The sequence below is a fragment of the Streptomyces sp. NPDC048483 genome (assembly GCF_040651455.1).
Taxonomy (GTDB): Bacteria; Actinomycetota; Actinomycetes; order Streptomycetales; family Streptomycetaceae; genus Streptomyces.
Window position 1 is genome coordinate 78,314 of record NZ_JBEZJZ010000023.1, and the last position, 18,957, is coordinate 97,270.

General features: G+C 72.3%; 14 protein-coding genes and 1 pseudogene. 6 read left to right on the plus strand and 9 right to left on the minus strand.

Annotation, left to right across the window (positions count from 1 at the left end; genetic code table 11):
• Positions 1-163: 163 nt before the first annotated feature.
• A complete protein-coding gene (locus AB0D04_RS15250; protein WP_362703021.1) occupies positions 164-874 on the plus strand; it encodes a DUF4097 family beta strand repeat-containing protein in 711 nt (236 codons plus the stop codon).
• Between the two features lie 70 nt (positions 875-944).
• Here AB0D04_RS15250 and AB0D04_RS15255 read toward each other — a convergent pair whose 3' ends face one another.
• A complete protein-coding gene (locus AB0D04_RS15255) occupies positions 945-3,566 on the minus strand; it encodes a glycoside hydrolase family 3 C-terminal domain-containing protein (protein ID WP_362703023.1) in 2,622 nt (873 codons plus the stop codon).
• A 164-nt stretch (positions 3,567-3,730) separates the two neighbouring features.
• Here AB0D04_RS15255 and AB0D04_RS15260 point away from each other — a divergent pair, with 164 nt between their 5' ends.
• Positions 3,731-4,381, plus strand: a complete 651-nt coding sequence (locus tag AB0D04_RS15260; protein ID WP_362703024.1) for a TetR/AcrR family transcriptional regulator — start codon at positions 3,731-3,733, stop codon at positions 4,379-4,381.
• Here the strand turns inward: AB0D04_RS15260 and AB0D04_RS15265 are convergent.
• Positions 4,359-5,258, minus strand: coding sequence for an NAD(P)-binding domain-containing protein (locus tag AB0D04_RS15265; protein ID WP_362703026.1), 900 nt, complete (start codon positions 5,256-5,258; stop codon positions 4,359-4,361). The two genes, AB0D04_RS15260 and AB0D04_RS15265, sit on opposite strands and share 23 nt — an antisense overlap.
• A gap of 164 nt (positions 5,259-5,422) precedes the next feature.
• Here AB0D04_RS15265 and AB0D04_RS15270 point away from each other — a divergent pair, with 164 nt between their 5' ends.
• A complete protein-coding gene (locus AB0D04_RS15270) occupies positions 5,423-6,454 on the plus strand; it encodes a helix-turn-helix domain-containing protein (RefSeq protein WP_362703028.1) in 1,032 nt (343 codons plus the stop codon).
• Positions 6,455-6,472: 18 nt separating this feature from the next.
• On the opposite strand, the gene AB0D04_RS15275 is transcribed toward AB0D04_RS15270, so the two are convergent.
• Positions 6,473-7,741: a benzoate/H(+) symporter BenE family transporter gene (locus AB0D04_RS15275; RefSeq protein WP_362703030.1), complete on the minus strand. Its 1,269-nt coding sequence runs from the start codon at positions 7,739-7,741 to the stop codon at positions 6,473-6,475.
• Between the two features lie 123 nt (positions 7,742-7,864).
• Between AB0D04_RS15275 and AB0D04_RS15280 the strand changes: the two genes are divergently transcribed.
• Positions 7,865-9,241 (plus strand): nitrilase-related carbon-nitrogen hydrolase, encoded by a 1,377-nt coding sequence (locus tag AB0D04_RS15280; protein WP_362703032.1) that lies wholly within the window; start codon positions 7,865-7,867, stop codon positions 9,239-9,241.
• Between the two features lie 64 nt (positions 9,242-9,305).
• Here AB0D04_RS15280 and AB0D04_RS15285 read toward each other — a convergent pair whose 3' ends face one another.
• The 5 genes and pseudogenes from AB0D04_RS15285 to AB0D04_RS15305 form a co-directional block, all read right to left on the minus strand.
• The gene (locus tag AB0D04_RS15285) at positions 9,306-10,217 is read right to left on the minus strand and encodes a ribokinase (RefSeq protein WP_362703050.1); all 912 of its coding nucleotides are present in this window, start codon (positions 10,215-10,217) and stop codon (positions 9,306-9,308) included.
• Between the two features lie 65 nt (positions 10,218-10,282).
• Positions 10,283-12,195 (minus strand): annotated as a pseudogene (locus tag AB0D04_RS15290) (substrate-binding domain-containing protein).
• Between the two features lie 10 nt (positions 12,196-12,205).
• Positions 12,206-13,783 carry a sugar ABC transporter ATP-binding protein gene (locus AB0D04_RS15295; RefSeq protein WP_362703033.1) on the minus strand — a complete coding sequence of 526 codons (1,578 nt, stop codon included), beginning with the start codon at positions 13,781-13,783 and terminating at the stop codon, positions 12,206-12,208.
• A gap of 46 nt (positions 13,784-13,829) precedes the next feature.
• Positions 13,830-14,831: a LacI family DNA-binding transcriptional regulator gene (locus tag AB0D04_RS15300; RefSeq protein ID WP_362703035.1), complete on the minus strand. Its 1,002-nt coding sequence runs from the start codon at positions 14,829-14,831 to the stop codon at positions 13,830-13,832.
• Between the two features lie 276 nt (positions 14,832-15,107).
• Complete coding sequence (locus tag AB0D04_RS15305; RefSeq protein WP_362703036.1) at positions 15,108-15,536, minus strand: organic hydroperoxide resistance protein; 429 nt, start codon at positions 15,534-15,536, stop codon at positions 15,108-15,110.
• 147 nt (positions 15,537-15,683) lie between these two features.
• On the opposite strand from AB0D04_RS15305, the gene AB0D04_RS15310 reads away from it, so the two are divergent.
• Complete coding sequence (locus tag AB0D04_RS15310) at positions 15,684-16,724, plus strand: NAD-dependent epimerase/dehydratase family protein (protein WP_362703038.1); 1,041 nt, start codon at positions 15,684-15,686, stop codon at positions 16,722-16,724.
• Positions 16,725-16,729: 5 nt separating this feature from the next.
• Here the strand turns inward: AB0D04_RS15310 and AB0D04_RS15315 are convergent, their stop codons facing one another.
• Positions 16,730-18,055, minus strand: coding sequence for a DNA-binding protein (locus AB0D04_RS15315; RefSeq protein ID WP_362703039.1), 1,326 nt, complete (start codon positions 18,053-18,055; stop codon positions 16,730-16,732).
• Positions 18,056-18,291: 236 nt separating this feature from the next.
• Between AB0D04_RS15315 and AB0D04_RS15320 the strand changes: the two genes are divergently transcribed.
• Positions 18,292-18,693 (plus strand): hypothetical protein, encoded by a 402-nt coding sequence (locus AB0D04_RS15320; protein WP_362703040.1) that lies wholly within the window; start codon positions 18,292-18,294, stop codon positions 18,691-18,693.
• The last annotated feature ends 264 nt before the right edge of the window (positions 18,694-18,957 follow it).

Sequence of the window (18,957 nt, forward strand, 5' to 3'; positions counted from 1 at the left end):
CCGGGCATCGTCGGCAGCGCGCGGGCCGGAACCCTTAGCTGCGGGCCGAAAACCCGTAGGGGTGCGGGAGCCTTGGTTCATCCCGAATGGTGACGTGCGCGGGCGCGCGAGGCGGAACGATGGATCACGAAAGGTTCCCTTGACCGCATCAGGAGATTTCGTCATGGCCCGGCTCCGCGCTCTTCCTCTTGTTCTCTTCGGCGCCGTGCTGGCGGCGGGCACGTCGCTGACGGCCTGTTCACTGACGTTCGGCCCGACGGAGAAGGCGCAGCGTACCTACACGGTGGACGGCAAGGTCACGGCCGTGGAGGCGACCACGCACGGCGGGGACATCGAGATCGTGCCGATAGCGGCCGGCGGCGCGGTCAAGGTCACGGAGAAATACGAGTACAACGACGAGAAGCCGCACCCCGCGCATGCGGTGAAGGACGGCCGGCTCACGCTCGAGGCCGAGGAGTGCACGGGCTCCGGGAAGCAGTGCAAGGTGTCCTACCGGGTGCTGCTGCCGCGCAACGCCGCGGTCGATCTGCGCACCAGCGGCGGGGACGTCACGGTGCGCGGCACCTCCGGCCCCATCTCCGCGGAGACCAGCGGCGGGGACATCACCGTCGCGGACTCCACCGCGCGCAAGGCGAAGGTCAAGACCAGCGGCGGGGACGTGGAACTCACCCTGGCCGCGGTGCCTGACGAGGTGTCGGGGCAGACCAGCGGCGGGGACGTCACCATCCGCGTGCCGAAGGGTTCGTACGCGGTGGACGCCTCGACCAGCGGCGGGACCCGCACGGTCTCGGTGCCGACGGACGGCGGCTCCGCGCACAAGATAGCGGCGAAGACGAGCGGTGGGGATGTGACGGTGGAGACCGCGGCGCCGTGAGGGCGTGTGGGTGACGGCGTATGAGGTGACGGCGTGTGGGGGGAGCTGTCCCACGGGGTGACCTGCGGCGTCAGACGGCGGTGACCTCTGCGGTCAGTCGGCGGTCGGCGATGCTGTGGGCGGCCTCGACGAGGTAGTCGCCCTGGATGCGGTGCCAGCCGCCGGTGTGTTCGCTGTGCTGCCCTCCGCCTCCGGCCGCTGCCGGGTCCTCGGCAGCGGCGCCCCAGATCTCGAAGGCGCGGCCCGGCAGCGGAATCTCGACCTCCGCGCTCTCGCCGGGGCCGGCCTCGACGGCGGCGAACCCCGCCAGCAGGCGGACCGGCCGCTCGACGGCGGTGGAGGCCGTGTCTTCGCCGCCCTTGGGGGCGAGGTAGAGCTGGACGATCTCACGGCCGGGGCGCTGCCCCGTGTTGCGCAGCCGTACGCGTACCGAGTCAGGGGTGGTGTCCAGTGACTCGTACTCCCAGTCGGTGTAGCCGAGGCCGTGACCGAAGGCGTATGCGGGGGCGGGGGCCAGCGGGGAGCGGGCGGAGCGTCGCTGCCAGGCCCGGTAGCCGATGAAGATGCCCTCGGAGTACGGGAGTTGGCCATCGGCCGGGGTGACGCCGGTGACCGGTGCGTCCTCGAGGCGGGCCGGCCAGGTGGTGGGGAGGCGGCCGCCGGGTTCGTGGGTGCCCAGGAGGACATCGGCGAGTGCGGCGCCGGCTTCCTGGCCGGGGAACCACGTCAGGAGCACGGCCGGGACCTGGTCGCGCCAGGGGAGTTCCACCGGGGAGCCGGCGTTGACGACCACGACGGTGTGCGGGTTGGCGGCGGCGATCCGGCCGACCAGCTCGTCCTGGCGGCCGGGGAGCGTGATGTCGCTGCGGTCGAAGCCCTCGGACTCGACCTCGTCCGTGGTGGCGACGACGACGATCGCGACATCGGCGGCGGCCGCGACACGGACGGCCTCGTCGAGCTCGGCGTCGGGGTCGCGCTGCGGTTCGCTGTGCCCGAGGGCGAAGTTCAGGGCGGCCGTGTCCTCACCGAGGCCGGTGCGGCGGGGGACGTAGCGCAGGGTCACCGCGATCTGCTCGCCCGCCGTGAGCGGTACGGCGATGCGCCGTTCCACCGGGTTCAGGAAGTCCTCGAAGGGGTCGTTGCCGGCGGGCGCGCAGTGCTCGTCGAAGACAGCCGGGCCGCCGACCGTCAGGCGCAGGGCGCCCGTGCCGGAGACGGCGAACGTGTGGCTGCCGGTGGCCTGCGGGGTGAAGGTGCCGGTCAGTTCGACGGTGTGGAGGTGCTGCGGGGTGACGCCTTCGGGAAAGCTGCCGACGGCGTAGACCTTGCCGTCGAACTGTGGTGTTTCGGCGAGGAGTCGGCCGTCCGCGGCGAGGTAGCGGGCGCGCAGCGTGAAGCCCTCGCGGGCCTGCGGGACGCGGGTGCGGGGGTCGGCGCCGAGGGCGAAGGTGATCTCGGTGTCGTCGGGCAGCGCGGCGCGCAGGCCCTCCAGAGGGGAGACGATCCGGTCGGGGAAGACGGTGGCGGAGCCGCCGCCGAGGACGCGCGCGTCGCGGGCTGCCGCCCCGATGACGGCGACCTTGCGGAGCGCGGTGGCGTCGAGCGGCAGGATCCCGGGCCGCGCCGCGCCCGCCGCCCCGCCCGCGCCCGCCGCTCCGTCCGCCGCCCCGCCCACCGGCTCGTTGCGCAGCAGCACGAAGGCGCGGCGGGCGATCTCGCGGGCCAGCGCCGGGCCGTCGATCCCCTGTGGGACCTCGTCCGGGGCGACGGCGGCCGGCGCTCCCGCCAGGCATCCCGTACGGGCGGCCAGCCGCAGCACCCGGCGCACCGCGTCGTCCACCTCCGCCTCGGTCACCTTGCCCGCACGGACGGCCGCGGCGAGGGGTGCGCCGTAGACCGTACGGGGTCCCGGCATGGCCACGTCCAGGCCGCCGCGCAGTGCGCGCACCGTGTGGCGGGCCGCCGTCCAGTCGGAGACGTTGACGCCGTCGAAGCCCCATGTGCCGCGCAGAACGTCCTGTACGAGAAGGCGGTGCTCGGTCATCGTCGAGCCATTGACCTGGTTGTAGGCCGTCATGATGCCCCAGGGGCGGGCGTTTTCGACGATGTGCTCGAAGGGCGCGAGATAGAGCTCGCGCAGCGGGCGGGCCGCGATGCGGTTGTCGACGGTGAACCGCTCGGTCTCGGCGTCGTTGCCGACGAAGTGCTTGACGGTGGTGCCGACGCCGCCCTCCTGGACGCCCCGTACATACCCTGCGCCGATCGCGCCGGTGAGCAGCGGGTCCTCCGAATAGCACTCGAAGTGGCGGCCGCCGAGGGGCGAGCGGTGCAGATTGACGGTCGGCGCAAGGAGTACGTGGACGCCCTTGCGGCGGGCCTCCTGGGCGAGGAGGTGGCCGGCCCGGCGGGCCAGGCCGGGGTCCCAGGTGGCGGCCAGCGCGGTGGGGCTGGGCAGCGCCACGGAGGGGTCCTCGGCACTCCAGTGGCGGCCCCGCACCCCGATCGGCCCGTCCGACATCACCAGTGATTTCAGGCCGATGCCGGGCACGGCGGGCAGGGTCCACATGTCCTGGCCGGACAGCAAGCGGGCCTTGGTGTCGAGGTCGAGCGCGGCCAGCGCCCGCTCCACCGCCTGTTCCCTCGCCTGCTCCCCTGCCGCAACGCGGTCGTACGGCTCGTACGGGTCGGTCATGCGGCGCTCCCTGAGTGGACGGACGGATCCCGTGGCAGTTCCGCGGCGGATTCGCCGGCGGACCCCTGGCCGAATCCTTACCCCTTCACCGTGCGGACGGTAGGTGACGTGATCATTCCGTTATCCTCACGGGGAGGTTCGTCCTGGGGAGTTACCCTCTGCCGGTGACTGCACGAGATCAAGGCGCACGCCGGACCGGCGGGCGGCAGGCGCAGCGCGCGGAGCGGCGCGAGGCGATCCTGGAGGCCGCCATGGAGCTCATCTCCGAGCGCGGCTACCGCCGTACCTCCCTCGCGGCCGTGGCCGAACGCGCCGGGCTCACCCAGCAGGGGCTGCTGCACCACTTCCCCACCAAGGAACTCCTGCTGGTCGCCGTCCTGGAGGCGCGCGACCGCTGGGATCTGGCCTCCTCGGCCGCGGCGGCCGCCGGCACCTGGCGCACCGAGAGCCTCACCCAGCTCGTCGACTACAACGCCACCCGCCCCGGCATCGTCCAGACCTATACGGTCCTGTCCGCCGACAGCGTCACCGAGGACCACCCGGCCCGCGCCTTCTTCGAGTCCCGCTTCCGCGCCGTACGGGAATCGATGGCGGCCGCGCTGCGCGCCGAGTTCGGCGGCACGCTGCCCGGCGGTCTGACCCCGGAACGGGCCGCTCCGCTGCTGGTCGCCGTGATGGACGGGCTGCAGCTGCAGTGGCTGCTGGACCCGGAGAACGTGGACATGCCGGGGGCGTTCCGGGATTTCGTGGCGATGCTCCAGGAGGACGCGAGCGGCGGCCCGCATCCGCCCGCTACGGGACCTGGGGGTCCCTGAGCACCTCGATCACGCTCGCGTAGCTGTCGCGTCCGTGGCCCGCCTTCCTGGCCCGCTCCATGGCGGACTTGAGGAGTTCCGGCAGGGCATTGTCGATGCCGCGGGCCGCGGCGGCGTGGAGGACGTGGTCGATCGCGGCTATCTGGACGTCGACCGTGGCGTCGTCGCCGGGGTAGCGGCCGGCATCCACCTGGGGCGCGTAGGTGGCGAAGAATCCGCCGATGGCGCCGAGCCAGCGGACCGCGATCGGGGTGAAGTCCGTTGCCGCGCTCTTCTCGGCGGTGACCAGCGCGGTGCCGTGCAGCCAGCCGGTCAGGGCCGCCCACATCAGGCTGAGCAGGGCCGCGTCGTAGAGGGCGGCGAGCCCCGGTTCGGAGCCCAGGTGCAGGGGGTCGCCGAGCGCGGCCAGCGCCGGGCGGTGGGCGGCGAACACCTCGGGTGAGCCGCTGTAGAGGATCATCACCTCGGGGGTGCCGACGCCCGGCGGAGTGGTCATGATCGCGCCGTCCAGGTAGGCGACGCGCCGCGCGGCCGCCCAGGCGGCGGCCTCCTGGACCTGCTCGGGAGAGCCCGAGGTGAGGTTGACCAGCGTCCGGCCCGCGAGAGCGTCGGAGTGCGGGTCCAGCAGCGTGTGCAGAACCTCGTAGTCCAGCACACAGGCGATGACCAGCGAGCCGGCCGCCACCGCCTCGGCCGGTGTGGCGGCCAGGCGTGCGCCGCGGGCGACGAGCGGTCCGGCCTTCTCCGGCGAGCGGTTCCATACGGTCGTCGGGTGGCCGTGGTCGAGCAGCGCGGCGGCGAGCGCCGAGCCCATCTGTCCCAGTCCGATGACGGTTACGGGCTCACGGACGGTCGCGGTCTCCTGTGCGGAATGCATGCGGTATCCCCTTGTACGGCGTGTATGCCTGATCCCTCCGCCCGGTGGCGGTTGATCACGTACGGACCACATTTGCAGCGCGCAGCGCGCCGGGACAGTGACCGGAGTGCCCGCTGCCACCAAATTCCTGCCAGGGCCGGGCCGCGCTGTTCTACCCTCGGCGCATGAGCGCCGGATCAGTCGCCGTGGTCGTCCCGGAGGACATCGGGGTCCCTTCCTGGGACCTGTACGAACTGAGCATCCCGTGCACGGTGTTCGGCAAGCCGCAGCCCGATCTGGCCGACCCCTGGTACGAACTGCGGCTGTGCGGCAGCCGAGGGGACCAACAGGACGGGGACCGGGCCGAGTTCGGGCTCGCCGTACGGACGCACTACGGCCTCGACGATCTCGCCGACGCGGACACGGTGATCATCAGCTCGGTGCCGGACGCCTGTGTCGAGGACGGCCGGCCGGTGGACCCGGAGCTGGTCAAGGCGCTGCGCCGGGCCCATGAGGCGGGCGCCCGGATGGTCTCGCTGTGCACCGGAGCGTTTGCGCTCGCCGAGGCCGGGCTGCTCGACGGCCGGCGGGCCACCGCCCACTGGATGCACACCGGCCCGCTCGCCCGGCGCTACCCGAAGGTGCGGGTCGACGACTCCGTGCTCTATGTGGACGACGGCGATGTGCTCACCAGCGCCGGGCTGACCGCCGGGCTCGATCTGTGTCTGCATCTGGTCCGCCGCGACCTCGGCGCGCAGGTCGCCAATCAGCTGGCCCGCCGGATGGTGGTGCCCGCGCACCGGCCGGGCGGCCAGGCCCAGTTCATCGACTTCTCGGTGCCCGCGTCGGACGAGGGGGGCCTGGGGCCCGTACTGGCCTGGGCGCTGGACCGGCTCGACCGCCCGCTGACGGTCGAGGACCTGGCCCGGCGGGCGGCGATGAGCCCGCGGACCTTCTACCGGCGGCTCCAGGCGGCCACCGGCACCACCCCGCTGCAGTGGCTGCTCAACCAGCGCATCGGGCGGGCGCAGGCACTGCTGGAGTCCACCAATCTGCCGGTCGAGCGGATCGGCGCACTGTGCGGACTGGGGACCGCGAACAACTTCCGCCACCACTTCCTCAAGCAGGTCGGGGTCTCGCCGAGCGCGTACCGGCAGGCGTTCCCCGGGCCGCGGACCGGGGCCGCCGACGGGACGGGGCCGGGCCCGGCCGTGTGAGGCCCGGGGCCGACGCCGTCAGGAGCGGCCGGCCGGGTCCTTGCGCCGGACCCGCAGCGCCAGATGCGCGGCAACGCCGAACACCAGCCCCCAGAAGGCCGATCCGATGCCGAAGAGGCTGACCCCGGAGGCGGTGGCCAGGAAGGTGATCAAGGCGGCCTCGCGGTCCTTTTCCTCCTTGACGGCGCCGGTCAGGCCGCCGGCCAGCGCGCCGAACAGGGCGACGCCTGCCAGCGCGGCGACCAGCTCCTTGGGCAGGCCGGCGAAGAGGGCCACAAGGGTCGATCCGAAGGCCCCGATGAGGAGGTAGAACGCTCCGGAGGCGACGCCCGCGACATAGCGGCGTGCGGGGTCGCGGTGTGCTTCGGGGCCGGTGCAGATGGCGGCGGTGATGGCCGCGAGGTTGATCGCGTGGGAGCCGAACGGGGCGAGTGCGGTGGAGACCAGGCCGGTCGAGCCGATCAGCAGGCGGTCGTGGGGGCGGTAGCCGGAGGCGGTGAGGACGGCGATGCCGGGGGCGTTCTGTGAGGCGAGGGTCGCCAGGGTCAGCGGGACCGCGATGCCGATGAGGGAGGCGACGGAGAAGGCGGGGGTGGTGAAGTGGGGGCGGGCGAGCTCGATGTGGTCCAGGTGGACGTGCAGCCGTGCGGTGGCGGCGGCCGAGGCCACGCCCGCGACCAGGGCCAGGAGTACGGCGTAGCGGGGCAGCCACCGCTTGCCCAGGAGGTAGGCCAGCAGGACGGCCCCGGCGATCAGCGGGGCGGTGCGGAGCGAAGTGAACACGCCCGTACCGAAGGAGAAGAGGATGCCGGCGAGCATGGCGGAGACCACCGCCGGGGGTATCTGCCGCATCAGCCATCCGAAGACTCCGGTCAGCCCGACGAGCGTGATCACCACGCCGGTGACGAGGAACGCCCCGACGGCCTCCGGGTAGGAGTAGGCCCCCAGGCTCGTCACCAGCAGGGCGGCGCCCGGCGTCGACCAGGCGGTGATGACCGGCATCCGGGTCCGCAGGCTGAGGGCCAGACAGGTCAGGCCGCTGCCGAGGGAGATGGCCCAGATCCAGGACGTGGTCTGGGCCGTGGTCAGATGTCCGGCCGACGCGGCGGCGAGCACGATGACCAGCGGGCCGGAGTAGGAGACGACGACGGCGACGAAGCCGGCCAGTACGGCGGAGAGGGAGAGGTCGCGCCGGAGGCGGGGCCGGCGGGTGGTGGGGGCGGCGTCCGGTGCCTGTGCCCCCGTGGGCTTGTCGGTGTGGGCCGGTATGCCGGTTTCGGAGCTCAACGGATGTCCCCCGTACGGTGATCGGTGTGCGATCGGCGTTGATCGACTTGTGGTCGGCTCCAGTATCGGTATCCCGCGTCGGCTCGGGGCACGGATCTCCTGAACCCGGGGCATCATGGCCGAATGATCATTGCTGCCGCACAGCTGGCTTCCGTACCGGGTGACATCGATGCCAATGCCGCGCGGATGGCCGCGCTCATCACCGAGGCCGCCGGGCGCGGCGCCGGGCTGGTGGTCTTTGCCGAACTCGCGCTGACGCACTACGACCTGGCGGCGATAGCCGGCGATCCGGAGGGGTCGGCGGTCACCCCTGATGACGCCCGCCTGGCGCCCGTACGGGAGGCCTGCCGGGCGTCCGGGGTCGGCGCCGTGGTGAACGCGGTGGGGCGGTCGGCCGACGGGTCCGCGCCCACCATCGCCTCGTTCGTCCACGGGCCCGACGGCCGGCTGCTCACCCGCTACGACAAGCGGCATCTGTTCGAGGACGAGAACGGTGAGAACGCAGTCTTCACGGCGGGGACGGCCGACGGCCGGTTCACGCTGGGCGGGGTGCGGTTCGCGCTCGCCACCTGCAACGACAACAATTTCCCCGAGGTCGCGGCGCGGGCCGTCGCGGACGGGTGCCGGGTATATCTGGCCAGTGCGTTCCATGGGGCGGCACAGCGGGTGGCGCGGTATGCGGACCTGGCGCGGGACAACGGGCTGCATGTGCTGCTGGCCAACGGGGTGGGGGTGGGGAGTCCCGGTCCGGCCTGCGGGCGCAGCGGGGCCTGGCTGCCCAGTGGGGAGCAGGTGGCGGCGGCCGACGGCTCCTCGGATCTGGTACTGACGGATGTACGGGACCAGATCACGTTGATGGCCGACCCCGAGATCGCCGCGATTGCGGTCAAGGAGTGCGGCGAGGCCCTGGTGGACGTACGGACCGCGGCGCCCGCGCTGCTGGTGGCCGAGGGGCGGTACGACGAACGGGGCGCCTTCGCCCTGCTGCGCGAGGGGGTGCTGCGGCGGCTGCTGGCGGCGCAGGAGGCGCTGCCGGACGGGCTGCGGCTGGAGGTCGTCGAGGGCTACCGGCCGCCGGGGCTCCAGCGCCGCTACTTCGAGGAGTACGCAGACGAACTGCGGGCCGCGCACCCGGACTGGGACGCGGCCCGCGTCCACCAGGCCGCCAGCCGGTATGTGTCCCCGCCGGACATCGCACCGCACAGCGCGGGCGGCGCGGTGGATCTGACCCTCGTCACCACGGACGGGGGACATGTCGACATGGGGACGCCGATCAATGCCTCCCCGGAGGAGAGCGACGGCGCCTGCTACACCGCCGCCCCGGACCTGACGCCCGCCGCTCGTGCCAACCGGCGGGTGCTGAGCGCCGCGCTGGCCTCGGCGGGCCTGGTCAACTACCCGACCGAGTGGTGGCACTGGTCGTACGGCGACCGCTACTGGGCGCTGATGACCGGGGCGGAGCATGCCCTGTACGGGGCCAAGGAGCCGGACCCCCGATGACGCGGCCCGGGGCCGGCCCGGAGCGGCCCCGGAGCGGGCCGAGCCGGCCGCCCCGCAGCCCCGTTCATCCCCCCAGCAGCGCGTCCAGCTCCGCCGACGTCGGGTAGGACGGCTGGGCGCCCGGCTTGGTGACCGCGGCGGCGCCGACCCGCACGGCGAAGCGGGCCGCGTCGGGGAGGGCGTCGCCGCGGGCCAGGCGGGTGGCGAGGGCGCCGGTGAAGGCGTCGCCGGCGCCGGTGGTGTCCACGGCCCTGACCCGTACGCCCGGGACCTCGGTCACCCCGGAGGCGTCCAGCACCAGCGCGCCCTCTCCCCCGAGGGTGACCACCACCGAGCGGGCGCCCTTCTCGCGCAGCGCCTGTGCCCACTCCCCCGGCTTGCCGTCGGTGCGGCCGGACAGCTGCCGCGCCTCGTGTTCGTTGACCACCAACGGGTCGGCGACGGCGAGGAGTCCGGGCGCCAGGGCCGCCTCGGGAGCCGGGGAGGGGTTGAGGACGACGCGGGTGCCGGCGTCCTCGGCGGCCGCGGCGGCGGCCCGTACCGACTCCATCGGGATCTCCAGCTGGAGGGAGAGAACCGAGGACGCGGCGATGACGTCCGCCGCGGCGGCCACATCGGCCGGGGTGAGGGCGGCGTTGGCGCCGGGCGAGACGACGATGCTGTTGTCGCCGTCCGGGCTGACAATGATCATCGCGGTGCCCGTGCGGGCCGCCTCGTCCACGATGACCGGCGCGACATCGGTGCCCGCGTCGCGCTGGGCGTTCAGCAGCAGTTCGCCGAACGCATCGCCGCCGACCCGTGCCAGCAGGGCGGTCCGTCCGCCGATCCGGGCCGCGGCGGCCGCCTGGTTGGCGCCCTTCCCGCCGGCCGATTCGACCAGGTCGGTGCCGAGCACGGTCTCGCCCGCGCCGGGCCGCCGGACCACCCGTACCGTCAGATCCGCGTTGGCCGAGCCGACCACCAGGACGTCGTACATGCGCCGTTCTCTCCTGTCCGTCATCTCACTCATCTGCCCCACTCACCCTCACCTGTGCGCCCGGCTCACCCATGTGTCCCGAACTTTGCGGCGTTCTTCGCCGTCACCAGCACCACCGGCACCTTGACCGTCCGCGGCAGCTTCTCACCGCGGGCGGCCTTCAGCGCCCAGTCCACGGCCTGCTTGCCCAGGAGTTGCGGCTGCTGGGCGACGGTGGCGGTCAGGGTGCCACTGCGGACCGCCGTGACGCCGTCCGGGGTGCCGTCGAACGCCACCACCTTGACGTCCTTGCCGGAGCGGCCGCCCAGCGCCTTGGACGCGCCCAGCGCCATCTCGTCGTTGGCGGCGAACACCCCGGCGATGTCGTGGTGCGCCTGGAGCATGTTGGACATCACGTCCATGCCCTTGGTGCGGTCGAAGTCGGCGGGCTGCCGGGCGACGACCTCGATGCCGGGGTACTTCCTGATGCCTTCCTCGAAGCCCTTGCCGCGCTCGCGGGCGGCGGAGGTGCCGGGCTGCCCCTCCAGGAAGGCCACCTTGCCCTTGCCGCCGAGGGATCGGGCCAGCGTACGGGCGGCGAGGCGGCCGCCGGCGACATTGTCGGAGGCGATGGTCGAGCCGACCGTGCCGCCGTTGACGCCACGGTCGATGGAGATGACCGGGACGTTCGCGCGGTTGGCGACGCCGACGGCCGGGACGGCGGCGTCGGAGTCGACCGGGTTGATGATGGCCGCCTTGACGTTCTGGCTGGTGAACGTCTCCATCTGGTTGATCTGCTGGGTGGGGTCGTTCTGCGCGTCGGTGATGTTCAGGTGCAGGCCGCGGGCGTCGGCCTCGGCCTGCGCGCCTTCCTTGATACCGACGAAGAACGGGTTGTTCATCGTGGAGAGGGCGAGCCCCAGGTCCGTGTTGCCGCCGCGGTCGCAGCCGGCCGTCCCGAGGGCGAAGGTCGCGGCCAGCCCGGCCGCCAGCGCCGTCCTGATCCGGGCCCTCATCGCGCGCTCCGGCGCCGCAGCGTGTCCAGCAGGACGGCGAGCGCGATGACCAGCCCGGTGGCCACCTGCTGCCAGAACGCCGAGACGCTCAGCAGATTGAGGCCGTTGCGCAGAACGGCGAGGATCAGCGCGCCGATGAGCGTGCCGGACGCCTTGCCGGAGCCGCCGGACAGGCTCGCCCCGCCGATGACGACGGCGGCGATCGCGTCCAGCTCGTAGCCGGTGGCGGCCTGCGGCTGGGCCGAGGTCAGCCGGGCCGCCAGGACGATGCCGGCGACCGCGGCGAACAGGCCGGACAGCGCGTAGACGACGAGCTTGCGGCGGCGCACGTCGATGCCGGAGAGGCGGGCCGCCTCCTCGTTGCCGCCGATCGCGAACATCGCGCGCCCGGAGTATGTACGGGCCAGGATCAGCGCGGCGAGCAGCCCCATCACGATCATGACGAGTACGGGGACCGGCAGCCGGCCGCCGAGGGTGTCGCCGAGCGCGGCGACCGGGCCGGGGAAGGCAATCGGTGAGCCGCCGGAGATGACCAGGGCCAGGCCGCGGCCGACGGAGAGCATCGCCAACGTGGCGATGAAGGCGGGCAGTTTGCCGTACGCCACCAGCGCGCCGGAGACCAGACCGGCCGCCACGCCGACCGCGAGGCCGAGCAGTACGGCAATCCAGACGGGCAGGCCCTGGTCGGTGGCCGCCCAGGCCACGACGACGGCGGCGAGAGCGGCGACCGAGCCGACGGACAGGTCGATGCCCGCCGAGACGATCACGAAGGTGACGCCGAAGGCGAGGATCGCGGTGACCGATGCCTGGACGCCGACGTTGAGGAGGTTCTGGCCGTTGAGGAAGTCCCGGGAGAGCACCGCCATGACGACGACCAGGGCGATCAGGCCGCCCAGCGGGCCGTTCCTGAGGACCGCCCGGTTCAGCCATTGCCCGGGGCCGTCCCGGTCCGGCGCCCGTACTGCCGCCTCCGCGGCGGCCACCGCCTTCGTCTCAGCGGACATCAAAGCCCTCCCTCGCGCTCTCGTGGGTGTTCTGTGCGGGTGCCCGGACGGCCAGTTCCACCACGGCGTCCTGGGTGGCCTCTTCGGCGGTCAGCTCACCGGCCAGCCGGCCCTGCGACATCACCAGCACCCGGTCGCTCATCCCGAGCACCTCGGGCAGATCGCTGGAGATCATCAGCACCGCGCGGCCGGCCGCCGTCAGGTCGTTGACGATCCGGTAGATCTCGACCTTCGCGCCGACGTCGATGCCGCGCGTCGGCTCGTCGAGGATCAGCAGCCTGGTGTCCGCCAGCAGCCATTTGCCGATGACGATCTTCTGCTGGTTGCCGCCGGAAAGCGTCCGGGCGTGCTGGGTGAGCCCGCTCATCCGTACCTTCAGCCGGGCGGCGACGCCGGCCGCCTCGCGCCGCTGTGCGACCCGGTCCACCAGGCCGCCGCGGGTGTCGCGGTCGAGGCGGGCGAGGGTGAGGTTGTCCTGGAGGGAGGCGTCCAGGAGCAGGCCCTGTGCCTTGCGGTCCTCCGGGACGAGCCCGAGCCCGGCGCGCATCGCGGCCCGTACGTCGCCGCGGGCCAGCGCCTTGCCGTCGATCTCGACCGTGCCGGAGTCGTAGCGGTCCACGCCGAAGATCGCCCGGACGACCTCGGTACGGCCGGCACCGACCAGCCCGGCCAGGCCCACCACCTCACCGGCGCGGACCTCGAAGTCGATGCCCTCGAAAACGGGCCTCGCCTTCGTACCGTTGCGGGTCAGACCGCGGACGCGCAGCAGGGGCGCGCCCGGCTCCTTGGGCCGCTTGCGCGGGTACTGCTCGGCGATGTCCCGGCCCACCATCAGGCGGATCAGCTCGTCCTGGGGGGTGGCGGACGACACCTCGTCGACCGAGCGGCCGTCGCGCAGGACGGTGACGCGGTCGCCGAGGGCCCCGATCTCCTCGAGGTGGTGGGTGATGAAGATGATGCCGACGCCGGCCGTGCGCAGTTCGCGGACGATCGCGAAGAGGGTCTCGATCTCCTCCGACGTCAGGACAGCGGTCGGCTCGTCCATGATCAGGACGCGGGTGTCGAGGCCGAGCGCCTTGGCTATCTCCACCATCTGGAGGCGGGCGATGCCGAGTTCGGCGACCGGGGTGTCCGGGGGGATGTCGAGGCGTACCCGGCGCAGGAGTTCGGCGGCGCGGGCCCGCATGGCCTTCTTGTCGATGAGACCGAGGGCGGTGCGCGGCTGGCGGCCCAGGAAGAGGTTCTCGGCGACGGTCAGGCCGGGGACGAGGGTGAACTCCTGGTGGATGGTGGCGATGCCGAGGCGTTCGGCGTCCTGCGCGGAGCGGATGGTGACCTCTTCGCCGTCCACCAGGATGCGGCCCGCGTCGGGGCGGTGGCTGCCGGCGAGCATCTTGATCAGCGTGCTCTTGCCCGCGCCGTTCTCGCCGAGCAGAACATGCACCTCGCCGCTGCGCAGGCTCAGATCCACGCCGTCCAGCGCGCGCACGCCCGGGAAGGACTTGGTCACCCCCTCCACGCGCAGCAGTTCGCGGCCGCCGGGTACGTCGTCGTTGACGCCGGTCATACGTGCCCTCTCCTCCTTGCGGGGTCCGGTTGCTCGTACGGCTGGGTCAGGGGGCGGGCGGCTCGCCGCAGGAGCGGCGGGTCACGAGCCGGGCGGGCAGCAGCACCGAGTCGGCCGGGCGGCCCTCGATGCGCGCCAGCAGGGTGTGGACGGCGACCCGGCCCAGTTCGCGGGTGGGCTGGGCGATGACGGTCAGCGGCGGGTCGGTGTGGGCGAACCAGGGCACGTCGTCGTAGGACACCAGCGCCACATCGTCGGGCACCCGCAGCCCGCGCGCCTTGAGCTCGTCCATCGCGCCGAGCGCCATCAGGTTGTCGGTGGCGAGCACCGCGTCCGGCCGCTGCGGCAGGTCGAGGAGGTCACTCATCACCCGGCGGCCGCCGGTGTGCTGGAGGTCGGGGGTGGCGCCGACGCGTTCGTCGGGCAGGGCGATGCCGTGGGCGGCCAGCGCCGTACGGAAGAGGTCGAGGCGCTCCTCGCCGGTGGGGGTGCCGGCCGGGGCGACGATGATCGCGGGGCTGCGGCGGCCGAGGGCGGCGAGGTGGGCGGCGAGGTCGGTCATCGCGGTGCGGCCGTCGGCGCGTACGCAGGGGGCGTCGATGCCGGGGACGGTGCGGTCGAGGAGGACCAGCGGGGTGCCGGAGTCGACGACCTCGGTGAGCATCGCCGAGCCGGTGCCTGCCGAGCTGACCAGCAGGCCGTCGATCCGGCGGTCGAGCAGGGTGCGGATGTAGTCGTCCTGCTGCTCGGCGCGCTCGCCGGCGTTGCCGATGACCAGGCTGTAGCCGAGGCTGCGGGCCTCGTCCTCGACGGCGTCGGCGAGCTCGGTGAAGAAGGGGTTGGTGAGGTCGCTGATGATGAGGCCGAGCGCGCCGGTACGGGCGGTGCGCAGGGCGCGGGCGACGTTGTTGGGGCGGTAGCCCAGCTCCCGTACGGCCGCCAGCACCCGTTCGCGGGTCTCGGCGACCGGGCTGTGGCCGTTGAGGACCCGGGAGACGGTGGCGACGGAGACTCCCGCCCGCTCTGCCACATCCTTGATGTTCGCCATGGCGCCGTTGCCGTCCTCTTCGTGCGGTCCGCCTCGTTGCGGAACCGGCCGGTTGCGTGGCCGGCCCGTCGCGGGACCGGCGGGTCATCGAATCCGTCTGTGTAATCGATTCCGTGGCCCTGCGCGAGGCCCTACGTAATCGATTACACGGCGGTGCGGTCAAGTCATCGCGAAGGTGACCTGCGTCACAGTGAGTGGCCTGCCTCATGGCCGAGGGCCGCACCCCGCTGGGGTGCGGCCTCGGTTTCGGGCTCTGCGGCAGGCGCGCCGGACGCGTCAGGCGACGGTCAGCTTGACCTCGATGTTGCCGCGGGTGGCGTGGGAGTACGGGCACACCTGGTGCGCCTTCTCCACCAGGGCCTTGGCGGTGTCCGCATCGACGTTGGGGATCGAGGCGGAGATCTCGACCGTGAGGCCGAAGGCGCCTTCCGGGGTCTTGCCGATGCCGACCTTGGCGGTCACACGGGAGCCGGAGACATCCTGCTTCTCCTGGCGGGCGACGACGCTGAGCGCACCCTGGAAGCAGGCGCTGTAGCCGGCCGCGAAGAGCTGCTCGGGGTTGGTGCCGGCGCCGCTGCCGCCCTGCTCCTTGGGCGGGTTGACAACCACGTCGAGCTTGCCGTCGTCGCTGGCGACGCGGCCGTCGCGGCCGTTCTCAGCGGTGGCGACGGCGGTGTAGACGACGTCGACAGTCGGGATGGACATAGAAAATCCTCCTGTGATTCGCCGCGACTCGCGCCCACGGATCGCGACGGCCTGCCGCCGAGCCTAACGGGCGGGGGCAAGGGGGTGGGGGCGGGGCTTGAGAGAAGGGGGTGAGGCCGAGCGGGTGCGATGGCAGGATCAGAGGCCATGAGAATCCTGGTGCTGGGCGGTACGTGGTTCCTGGGCAGAGAGATCGTCGCGGGTGCCGTACGGCGCGGCTGGGATGTGACGACGTTCAACCGCGGGCGCTCGGGGCCGGATGCACCGGGGACGGAGCGTGTCCGCGGGGACCGGACATCGTCGGAGGACGTGCACCGGTTGGCCCGGAACGGCCCGTGGGATGCCGTGATCGACACCTCCAGCTCCGACCTACCGCCCCGGCACGTACTCCTCGCCACAGAAGCCCTGCGCGACCAGGCGGCCCGTTGGGTGCACATCTCCACCGTGTCCGTATACGCGGGCTGGCCGCACCATCCGCTCAGGGAGGACTCCGAGCTTCTGGAGTGTCCGCCGGACGCCGACGAGACGTACGGCTACACCGGCACGGACGGCTCCCCGACGAAGTACGGCTTCCAGAAGTCCGGCGGCGAGCGCGCGGTGTCCGAGGCGTTCGGCGACCGGGCGGTGTTCCTGCGGCCGGGGGTCATCCTCGGGCCAGGTGAGTACGTCGGCCGTCTTCCCTGGTGGCTGGGCCGGGCGCACCGTGGCGGCCGGATCCTCGCCCCGGCACCGGCGGAGCAGCGCATCCAGCCGGTCGATGTACGTGACGTGGCGGCCTTCGCCCTGGATCAGGCGGTCAGTGGCGGATCCGACGCATACAACGTGGCCCACCCCCAGGGCATCACCTTCGACAGCTTTGTGACCGCGTGCCTGGAGGTGACCGGTGGTGCCGGACTCCTGGCGTGGGCGAGCCCGGAGCATCTGATCCGGCATGAGGTGAAGCAGTGGACGGAGCTGCCCTTGTGGCGTTCGCACGCCGGCGTCTGGTCCGTCGATTCCGCCAAGGCGGTGGCAGCCGGCCTCCGGTGCCGCCCTGTGCGCGAGACGATCGCGGACACCTGGGCGTGGCTGCAGGCCGACGGGCGCCCCGTCCCCCATCCCCGATGGGCACAGCACGGCATCACCCCCGAGAAGGAGGAGAAGATCGTCGCTTCCCTCACTGCCCTCGGAGTCGATCGCCTGACCTGAGGCGGTCAGCCTTCCAACGGCGTAAGCGGCCCTGAGCCGATGCCGAGCTGATGGGCGGCGGACAGGCGGGTGAAATCCTCAATCCGCTCGCCCAGCTCGATCGCCGCCTGAGCAGCCCGGAACCGGGAGGCGGTCAGTGCCAGCCGAACCCGCGCCGTACGGGCCAGCAGACCGGATGCCCGATGTCCCCGCGGGACCTCCCACACCGGCGTCATGGCCTCGGCCGCTCCGTCGAGGTCACCGCGGAGGAGCCGGGCCGAGGCCAGGTCAGCGGCAGCCCCGCCGACGACGCGCACGGACCGGGCTGCCAGCGGCTTCGCGGCTGCGAGTTCCAGTGACCGCTTGGCTGCGGCTTCGGCCCCCTCGCCGTCTCCCACCAGCAGGCATGTTGAGCTTTTCGACATGGCCAGCCGCTCGGCGGTGAACCCGAATTCACCGGACACCTCGTCATGGAGGTCATCGGTGAGGCCATGTCCGTCCTGCTGTGAGGCGTCCAGAGCCCGTCGTGCGGAGGGAACGTCACCGAGGTACGCAAATGCGCGAGCCTCGATGGCTGCCAGCCGCCGACGGGCGATATCGCCGAGACCGGCGAACATCTGAGCCCGCTGTGCGAGGCGCGCCCCCTCGGCAGGCTGGTTCGAGAAGTAGGCGAGGTAGGCAAGGGTGCCGCCGGCGAACGCCCGCAGCGGATCGAACCGGGCTGTCTCGCCGTACAGCGCGGCGGCGCGAGAAAGGCGCCTCGCGTTATCGAGGGACCCGAGGTCGAACGCCGCGGTGGAGAGCAGCGCGCACGCTTGGCCCGCGAGAATCAGCAATTCCTGTTTCTGGGCAGGCACCTGCGTACGGTCCCGCTCCGTCTCGGCCTCTTCTCGCAGTTCCCTCGCTCCGCGGAAGACGTCGAACGCCGGGGTGCTGCTGTACTTGCGTGCCAGCGAGATCACGTCATCACGCAGCTGATCGAGGGTTGTTTCGGAGATGGACTCAGCGGCGGTGGCGCCGGCGTCGCTCTGAGCGTCACGTGCGGTCACGGCAATCTCGTCTTCCAGGTTGAACGCGGGGGCGGGTGATTCCGACGTGGGAGGCGGACCGAACAGAGCTGCGGCGTCGACACCGAACATGTGCTCAAGCACCAAGCAGGTATGAGGCCCGGGGAGGGTCTGGATCCTGCCCGAAGTCCAACGCCGGAACTGCGACTCGGAGACCGTGAGATTCCGGGCGCGCTCATCGAGCACCTGAGCCGCCGTACGCCCTAAATGGCGCTCGAAGTCCGCGTAACGCCAGCGGCGTTGTTCCACCAAGACTTTGAGCAACGTCCGAGTCGCCTGGCTCATGTCGGCTCCTTGGTCATCCGGCAGCTGCGCCAATGGTTCCCTCACCTGAAGGGGAACTGCTCCACAACAAGCAGCGCAAGACCCCCCGTACACATGACACGTTGGCGCCACTCGCGCGCCACCTTTGTCACCTGAAGGAGAGCCAGCTGCCACCGGGCGCGACATGGCGATGGCACCGGCTGCAGGCGGAGTCTGAGGCATCGCCGCACCACCTCGCCACTGACGAAGAGGCCCCGATGACCAGCACTGCACCACAAGAGACGCCGAGCACCATCAGCACGCCCGCCGTGCTCTACATCTGCGCCGAGCGGGCGGGGACCAGCACACTCGCGACGGAGCGGGCAACCGAGGAAGGTCACGCCTTCGCTCAGAAGCATGCCTTGCGGATCGTCACCACGATCACAGACCTGTACGGCGAGCCTGTCCCGCAGAAGCGAGGCGGCTGGATGCGGGTACGCCAGATGGCGGAGCGTGGCGAGGTAGAGGTAGAGGTAGCAATCGTGCGCTGGCCCAACGCGTTGTCTCCGCACCACGAGCTGCGCTACCCGGAGCTGGACCACCTCCGCCAGCACAGCTGCCAGATCCTTTTTTCGTGGGCGCCATTGGCCGTGATGGTCGGCGCTGGGGCGACGCGATAGGCGGCGCCCACGCCCGGCCGCAGTCGGCACCGCCGATCGGGTCAATCTGGCGCCCGAGCGTAGCCCTGGCGCTCGTTGATTCTGCCGCCCGGCACTCGCCGTCAACGGTGCCGGGGCGGCAGCACGTGCCCGCCCCGGCCAGTGTCCCGACATCGCCGTCGAGGCTTGTCCCCGCGCGCACGCCACCTGGGGGCGGGGGGGGCGGGGCCGCCGATGGTGACCTCGGGTCTGCGTATCGGCACCCCGGCCCTGGCCACCCGCGGC